Origin of the sequence: Falsiroseomonas oryzae (genome assembly GCF_027856955.1) — a bacterium.
Lineage (GTDB): Bacteria > Pseudomonadota > Alphaproteobacteria > Acetobacterales > Acetobacteraceae > Falsiroseomonas > Falsiroseomonas oryzae.
Genome location: NZ_JAPSMD010000261.1, coordinates 1 through 7,636 on the forward strand (window position 1 = coordinate 1; position 7,636 = coordinate 7,636).

7 protein-coding genes are annotated in these 7,636 nt (G+C 74.6%); all 7 read left to right on the forward strand.

Annotation, left to right across the window (positions count from 1 at the left end):
• The coding region (locus tag OZN99_RS20785; RefSeq protein WP_270937167.1) for an ATP-binding cassette domain-containing protein at positions 1 to 554 on the forward strand (554 nt) is incomplete at its 5' end.
• Between the two features lie 10 nt (positions 555 to 564).
• Positions 565 to 1,569: an ABC transporter permease gene (locus OZN99_RS20790; protein WP_270937168.1), complete on the forward strand. Its 1,005-nt coding sequence runs from the start codon at positions 565 to 567 to the stop codon at positions 1,567 to 1,569.
• A 19-nt stretch (positions 1,570 to 1,588) separates the two neighbouring features.
• Positions 1,589 to 2,500: a substrate-binding domain-containing protein gene (locus tag OZN99_RS20795; RefSeq protein ID WP_270937169.1), complete on the forward strand. Its 912-nt coding sequence runs from the start codon at positions 1,589 to 1,591 to the stop codon at positions 2,498 to 2,500.
• A gap of 5 nt (positions 2,501 to 2,505) precedes the next feature.
• Positions 2,506 to 3,327: an alpha/beta fold hydrolase gene (locus OZN99_RS20800; protein ID WP_270937170.1), complete on the forward strand. Its 822-nt coding sequence runs from the start codon at positions 2,506 to 2,508 to the stop codon at positions 3,325 to 3,327.
• Positions 3,324 to 5,600, forward strand: a complete 2,277-nt coding sequence (locus OZN99_RS20805) for a xanthine dehydrogenase family protein molybdopterin-binding subunit (protein ID WP_270937171.1) — start codon at positions 3,324 to 3,326, stop codon at positions 5,598 to 5,600. Before OZN99_RS20800 ends, OZN99_RS20805 begins: the two co-directional genes overlap by 4 nt.
• Before the next feature lie 89 nt (positions 5,601 to 5,689).
• Positions 5,690 to 6,208 (forward strand): molybdopterin-guanine dinucleotide biosynthesis protein B, encoded by a 519-nt coding sequence (mobB, locus tag OZN99_RS20810; RefSeq protein ID WP_270937172.1) that lies wholly within the window; start codon positions 5,690 to 5,692, stop codon positions 6,206 to 6,208.
• 9 nt (positions 6,209 to 6,217) lie between these two features.
• Complete coding sequence (locus OZN99_RS20815) at positions 6,218 to 7,489, forward strand: molybdopterin molybdotransferase MoeA (RefSeq protein WP_270937173.1); 1,272 nt, start codon at positions 6,218 to 6,220, stop codon at positions 7,487 to 7,489.
• Positions 7,490 to 7,636 lie beyond the last annotated feature (147 nt).

Sequence of the window (7,636 nt, forward strand, 5' to 3'; positions counted from 1 at the left end):
TGCGCGGGCGCGCCGCGCGGGTGGCCTCGCCGCGCGACGCGATTGCCGCCGGCATCGGCTACGTGCCGAGCGAGCGCGCCCGCGCGCTGGTGCCGGCGCTGTCGGTGCGGGACAACATCGTGCTGCCCCACCTGCCGCAGATGACCACCGCGCTCGGCCGCTTCGACGCCGGCGCAGCGGATCGCGCCGTGGCGGAGCTGGTGCGCCGGCTCGACATCCGCCCCGCCGATCCGGCGCTGCCGGTGCGCGCGCTGTCCGGCGGCAATCAGCAGAAGGTCATCTTCGCGCGCTGGCTGATGGGCGCGTTCCACACGCTGCTGCTGGACGAGCCGACGCACGGCATCGACGTGGCCGCCAAGCGCCAGGTGCTGCGGCTGGTGGACGAGTTCGCGACGCGTGGCGGCGGTGTGCTGCTGGCTTCGGCCGAGCTGCATGAGCTGCTGTCCCTCGCCGACGAGGTGCTGGCGATGCGGGACGGCGCGGTGCGCGCCAGGCTGGAACGCGGCGGGCCGGACTTCACCGAGGCGACGCTGCGCGGCGCGCTCGGGGCCTGAGGGAGCGGGGATGACGGAGCTGCGACCGGGCCTGGCCGAGCCAATCTCCTCCGGTCCCGCCGTGGCGGGACCGGCGCGTCTGCGCGCGGCGCTGCTGGACCAGACGCCCTTCCTGGTGCTGCTGCTGCTCTGCACGGCGACTGCGCTGATGACCGACCGCTTCCTGACGCCGGTGAACATCACCAACGTGCTGCTGCAGGCGTCGGTGATGGCGGTGCTGGCGATGGGCATGACCTATGTGATCGTCAGCGGCGGCTTCGACATCTCGGTGGGCTCCACCGTCGCGGCCTCGGGCTGCGCGGCGGCGGCGGTGATGCTGGAACTCGGGCCGGTGGCCGGCGCGGTGGCCGGCGTGCTGGTGGGCTGCGTGGTCGGCGTGGTGAACGGCGTGTTGATCACCCGGCTCGACCTCAACCCCTTCATCGCGACGCTCGGCACGATGGTGGTGGTGCGCGGCGCGGTGCTGCTGCTGACCGGCGGGCGGCCGATCTCTGGCGACGAAGGGCTGCCCGAGGCCTTCATCCTGTATGGCCGGGACCGGCTGTTCGGCATCCCGCTGATCACCTGGACGCCGATCCTGCTGTTCGTCGTGCTGTGGTGGGTGCTGCACCGCTCGGCCTATGGGAAACGGCTGTTCGCCACCGGCGGCAACCGGGAGGCCGCCTTCCTGGCCGGCATCCCGGTGGATCGCGTGCGGGCCTCCGCCTACATCTGGTGCGGCGCGCTGGCGGGCGTGGCGGGCGTGATGCTCTGCGCGCGGCTGCAGAGCGGGCAGCCCACCTCCGGCGAGTTCTACGAACTGATGGCGATCGCCGCGGCGGTGGTCGGCGGTGCGTCCCTGCATGGCGGGGAGGGCAAGCTGCACAAGACCATCGCGGGGGTGTTCATCATCGTCGTGCTGGCGAACGCGCTGAACCTGATGAACGTGGACAGCTACTGGCAGCGGATCGCGATCGGTGTCGTCATCGTGGCGGCGGCGGCGGCCGACCGCCTGCGGCACGGGCGCAGGGCGTGAGGGAAAGGGGAGGGGTGGGATGAATCGACGGGCATTCGGGCTGGCGGCGGCGGGGCTCGCGCTGTCGGCGGGGCGCGCGGCGGCGCAGGAGGCGGTGACGATCGGCGTCTCGCTCGCCTCCGACACGAACCCCTTCTACATCGCCATGCGCCGCGGCATGGACGAGCGCGCGCGGGAACTGGGCTGGCGGCTGCGCTTCGTCACCGCGAACGAGGACGTGGTGGCGCAGAACAACGGCGTGCTCGACCTGATCGCGCAGCGCGTCAACGGCATCCTGATCTCGCCGATCGACGCGGTGGCGACGCGCGCGGCGTATGAGGCGGCGGCGCGCGCGAACATCCCCATCATCTCCGTCGCCCGCCACGCGGACAGCCCGCACCAGACGCTGTACGTGGCGATGGACGAGGTGCAGATCGGCCGCGACGTCGCCAACTGGGTGATCCGCGCCATGGGCGGGCCGGGCCAGGTCGCCATGATCGCCGGGCCGCAGGGCGCGGCCACCTTCCGCAACCTCGCCGCCGGCTTCAGCGAGGTCATCACCCGCGCGCCGGGCGTGCAGGTGGTGGCCCGCCGCGACGTGGCGCTGACGCGCGACGAGGGGCTGCGCGTCGCGCAGGACCTGCTGGTGGCGCACCCGAACCTGCGCGCGATCTATGGCGGCAACGACGACATCGCGCTGGGCGCGGCGCAGGCGGTGGCGCAGTCCGGCCGCGCGGGGCAGGTGATCGTCACCGGGCTGAACGGCATCCCGCCGGCGCTGGCCGCGGTGCGCCGCGGCGACGTCTCGCTGACGGTGGAGCTGAACCCGGCCACCTGGGGACGCCTCGGCATCGACACCATGGCGCGCTGGCTGCGCGGTGAGCGCGGCTTCGACCGGGTGAATGTCGGCCACGTGCTGGTGGACCGCAGCAACGTGCCGCCGGCGCGCTGAGCGCGATGCCGCCCGTCCTGCGGACGCTGCATATCCGCGGCGACGGCCCGGCCATCGCGCTCGACCTGGCCGGCGAGGGGCCGCTGCTGCTGTTCCTGCACGGCATCGGCGGCAACCGCACCAACTGGTCTGAGGCGCTGCGCCACTTCGGCGGGCGGTTCACGGCGGCGGCCTGGGATGCGCGCGGCTACGGCCTGTCCGAGGATGACGACCCGGCGGAGCCGCGCGCGCATGCGGCCTATGCCGCGGACCTGCTGCGCGTGCTGGACGGGCTGGGCGTGGCGCGGGCGCATCTCTGCGGGCTGTCCATGGGCGGACGCATCGCGATGGACTTCGCGGTGCGCCACCCCGCGCGCGTCGCCTCGCTCGTGCTGGCCGACACGCATCTCGGCTTCGGCCATTTCACCGCGGCGGAGCGCGAGGAGTTCGTGCGGCTGCGCTGCGGCCCGCTGGAAGCCGGGCGCACCCCGCGCGAGATGGCGCCCGCCGTCGCCCGCACGCTGATGGGGCCCGAGGCCGGCGACGCCGTGTTCGACCGCCTGGTGGAGAGCATGGCCGCGCTGCGCCCCGTTTCCTACATGCGCGCGGTCGCCTGCATGGTGCAGTCGGACCGCTTCGACGCCTATCCCGCGATCGCCGCGCCGACGCTGGTGCTGGCCGGGGAATGCGACCGCCTGACCCCGCCGGCGATGGGGCGCGAGATCGCCGCGCGCATCCCCGGCGCGCGCTTCGCCGCGATCCCCCGCGCCGGGCACCTGGCGAACATCGAGGCGCCGGCGGCGTTCAACGCCCTGGTCGAGACGTTCCTCGACGAGGTCGGCGCGTGAGCCACGGCCGCGTCGAGGATGCCAGGCTGCTGACCGGGCGCGGCCGCTTCGTCGCGGATGCGCCGCTGCCCGGCCAGCTCCACGCCGTGTTCCTGCGCGCGCCGCATGCCCATGCCAGGCTGGTCCGGCTCGACACCGAGGCGGCGCGCCGTGCGCCCGGCGTCCGCGCGGTGCTGACCGCGGCGGAGATGCGTGCCTTCGGCGCCGGCAACGTCTCGCAGCCACTTCCGCTGGCCGGGCGCGAGGGGCGCCCGCTCGTCGTGCCGCATCGCCCCGCGCTGGCGGAGGAGCGCGTGCTGCATGTCGGCCAGCCAGTCGCGCTGGTCGTCGCCGAGAGCCTGCCCGCCGCGCTGGACGCGGCGGAGCTGATCGAGGCGGAGTACGAGGCGCTGCCGGCCGTTACCGATGCGCGCGCGGCGCTTGCCCCGGGCGCCCCGCTGCTCTGGCCGGAGGCGCCGGGCAACCTGGCGCTGGACTGGGCCGCCGGCGATCCGGAGCAGGCGGTCGCGCCGCTGCTGCTGGATGCGGCGCATGTCGTCCGCCTGTCCCTGGTGCAGCAGCGCCTGGCCGGGGTGCCGCTGGAGCCGCGCGGGGCGACGGCAGAGTGGCACCCGATGTCGGACCGCTTCACGCTGCACGCCCCGTCCCAGGGTGCCGCGATGCTGCGCGACGGACTCGCCGCCGCATCCGGCCTGCCGCCGGAGCGCCTGCGCGTCCTCACCGGCGACGTGGGCGGCGCCTTCGGGCTCAAGACGCCGGCCTATCCGGAATACGTCGCCCTGCTCGCCGCGGCGCGACTCACCGGACGGCCCGTGCACTGGATGGCGACGCGCAGCGAGGCGTTCCTCAGTGACAACCAGGCGCGCGACGGCTGGGAGGAAGCGGCCCTGGGGCTGGACGCGGAAGGCCGCTTCGTTGCGCTGCGCGTCATCGCCGTGGTGAACCTCGGCGCCTTCGTCTCCAGCCACGGCGCGCTGATCGCCACGGCGAACTTCGCGCGCTGCATCGGCAGCCTCTACCGCATCCCGCGCATCTCCGCCGGCGTGCGGCTGGCCTTCACCAACACCGTGCCGACCGGACCCTATCGCGGCGCCGGACGGCCGGAGGCGAACTACCTGATGGAACGGCTGGTGGAAGCCGCGGCGCGCGAGCTGCGCCTCGATCCGCTGGCACTGCGCCGTCGCAACATGATCGCGCCGGAGGCGATGCCCTACCGCACGCCGGTCGGCGCGACGTATGACAGCGGCGACTTCGCCGCGGTGCTCGACGGCGCGCTCCTCGCCGCCGACGCGGCGGCCTTTCCGGCGCGCCGGGCGGAAGCCGTTGCGCGGGGGCGGCGTCGCGGCCTCGGCGTCTCCTGCTTCCTCGAACATTCCGGCGCGATCCCCTTCGAGAGTTCGGCGCTTGCCGTCGAACCAGAGACGGAGCGCTGCGTGCTGCGCCTTGGCGTGCAGTCCACCGGGCAGGGTCACGAGACCGTCTTCGCGCGGCTGGTGGCGGAGCGGCTTGGTATCGACCCTTCGCAGGTCGTGCTGCGGCAGGGCGATTCGGACTTCGGCCTGCGCGGCGCGGCCTCCGTCGCCTCGCGCAGCACGGCGCTGGCGGGCAGCGCGGCGCTGCGCGGGACGGAGGCGGTGATCGCCACGGGCCGGGCGCTGGCAGCCACGCTGCTGGAGTCAGCGGAGGCCGACATCGCCTTCCGCGACGGCGCCTTCGAGGTGGCGGGCACGGACCGCCGCATCGGCCTCTTCGCCGTGGCGCGGGAGGCCGCACGGCGCGGCGACACGCTCGACGCCGTCGCGACCGCGGAGGTCCCGGACAGCTTCCCGAATGGCTGCCACGTCGCCGAGGTCGAGCTGGATCCCGAGACCGGGCAGGTGGAGGTCGTTGGCTACACGGCGGTGGACGATTGCGGCACGGTGCTGGACCACGCGCTGGCCGATGCGCAGGTGATGGGCGGGGCCGCGCAGGGCATCGGCCAGGCGCTGATGGAGCGCGTGGTGCACGATCCCGCCTCCGGCCAGCCGCTCTCCGGCAGCCTGATGGACTACGCGCTGCCGCGCGCGGCCGACCTGCCGGCCTTCCGTTGCGCCATGCATCCGGTTCCGTGCCGCACCAACCCGCTCGGCGCGAAGGGCGTGGGCGAGGCCGGCACCACCGCGGCCATCGCGGCGGTGATGAACGCCATCGCGGATGCATTGCCGGATGGCCGCGGCGCGGCGCTGCAGATGCCGGCGACCGCCGAGGCCATCTGGCGGGCCTGCCGCGGCTGAACGCCGGGGGGCATGGCGGGTGCAGGCCGGGTGGTGGATAAGGGCGCGGCACGCGGCCCGCCGCGAACCTTCGGACAGGACCAGACGCCTTGCGCCTGATCGGACTCGCCGGCTGGAGCGGCGCCGGCAAGACCACGCTGATGACGCGGCTGATCCCCGCGCTGGCCGCGCGTGGCGTCGCGGTCTCCACCCTCAAGCACGCGCACCACGCCTTCGACATCGACCGCCCGGGCAAGGACAGCTACGAGCACCGCTCCGCCGGCGCGCGCCAGGTGCTGGTGGCCAGCGCGAATCGCTGGGCACTGATGACCGAGCTGCGCGGCGCGCCGGAGCCGAAGCTGGGCGACCTGCTGCGCAAGCTGGATCGCGTGGACCTGGTGATCGTGGAGGGCTTCAAGCGCGACGCGCATCCGAAGCTCGAGGTGCATCGCGGCGCCAACGGCAAGCCCTGGCTGCACCCGGACGACCCCCATATCGCCGCCATCGCCGCCGACGTGGCCCCGCCCTCCGACCGCCTTCCGCGGGCGCATCTGGACGACATCGGCGCCATCGCGGATCTGATCCTGGCGCATGCCACGCCGTTGGAAGCCTTCCTCGCCAGGGGCTAGAAGGCGCGCATGGCGCAGCTCAGCGACGACTGTTTCGCCTTCGGCGGCAAGCTGCTCGCGGTGGAGCAGGCGGCAGCCCTGATCGCTGAGCGCGTGCCCAGCCCGGACGGGTCGGAGCCGGTGGCGCTGCGCGCGGCGCTGGGACGGGTGCTGGCGGAGGATTTGCGCGCGCCGGTCGCGCTGCCGCCCTTCTTCAACTCGGCGGTGGACGGCTACGCCTTCCGCCATGCGGACCTGGCCCCGCAGGGCGAGACGCGGCTGCGCCTGGCGGGCCGGCTGCAGGCGGGCGCGGCGGCGGCGCCGATCGCGCCGGGCACCGCGATCCGCATCTTCACCGGCGCGCCCATGCCGGACGGCGCCGACACCGTGATGATGCAGGAGGATGCGCAGGAGGAGGGCGGCGCCGTCATCCTGCCGCCTGGCCTGAAGCGCGGCGCCAATTGCCGCCCGGCCGGCGAGGACGTGGCTCTGGGCGAGGTCGCGCTGGCGGAGGGTCGCCGGCTCGGCCCGGCGGAGATCGGGCTGGCGGCGGCACTGGGCTGCGCGTCGCTGAACGTGCGGCGCCGCGTGCGGGTGGGCGTGTTCAGCACCGGCGACGAGCTGGCGGAGCCGGGCGCGCAGCTCGGCGGCGCGAAGACCTACGATTCGAACCGCTTCACGCTGATGGCGCTGCTGGCCGGGCTGCCGGCGGAGGCGGTGGACCTCGGCATCCTGCCGGACGACCGCGACGCGACCGCGCGCGCGCTGCGCGAGGCCGCGGCGGCGCATGACCTGCTGCTGACCTCGGGCGGCGTCTCCACCGGCGAGGCGGACCATGTGAAGGCGGCGATCGAGGCCGGCGGCAGGCTGGTGTTCTGGCGGCTGGCGGTGAAGCCCGGGCGGCCTGCGGCGATGGGCGTGATCCGTCCCGAAGGCGGCTCCGCGGATGCGGGCACGCCGGTGGTCGGGCTGCCGGGCAACCCGGTGGCGGCCGTCGTCACCTTCCTGCACCTGGCGCGCCCGCTGGTGCTGCGCCTGGCCGGCGCGACCGCGGAGACGCTGCCGCGCTTCGCGGCGGAGGCCGCTTTCGCCTATCGGAAGAAGGCGGGGCGGCGGGAATACGTGCGCGTCTCGTTGGCCTTCGGCGAGGGACTGCCGGTGGCGCGGAAGTATCCGCGCGAGGGTGCGGGGCTTCTGACCTCGCTGACGGAATCCGACGCCTTCGCCGAACTGCCGGAGGAGGTCACGCAGGTGGCGCCGGGCGACCGCGTTCGCGTGCTGCCCTTCCGCGCGGTGTTCTGAAGGCGGAGCGGCTCCGGCATTCGCCGGGCGAACTGGCCAGCCATCGCCCGCCCGGCGTGTCACCGGGCGGGGCGGCAGGCGGGCGGCCCGCGAGTTGCGGGCGGGCCGTCCTCGCCGGACCGGCTACGCCACGCGCGCGGCCCTGCG

Coding starts and splice junctions, on each gene's coding strand:
- OZN99_RS20790 (WP_270937168.1), top strand. CDS start 565: ATGACGGAGCTGCGACCGGGCCTGGCCGAGCCAATCTCCTCCGGTCCC.
- OZN99_RS20795 (WP_270937169.1), top strand. CDS start 1,589: ATGAATCGACGGGCATTCGGGCTGGCGGCGGCGGGGCTCGCGCTGTCG.
- OZN99_RS20800 (WP_270937170.1), top strand. CDS start 2,506: ATGCCGCCCGTCCTGCGGACGCTGCATATCCGCGGCGACGGCCCGGCC.
- OZN99_RS20815 (WP_270937173.1), top strand. CDS start 6,218: ATGGCGCAGCTCAGCGACGACTGTTTCGCCTTCGGCGGCAAGCTGCTC.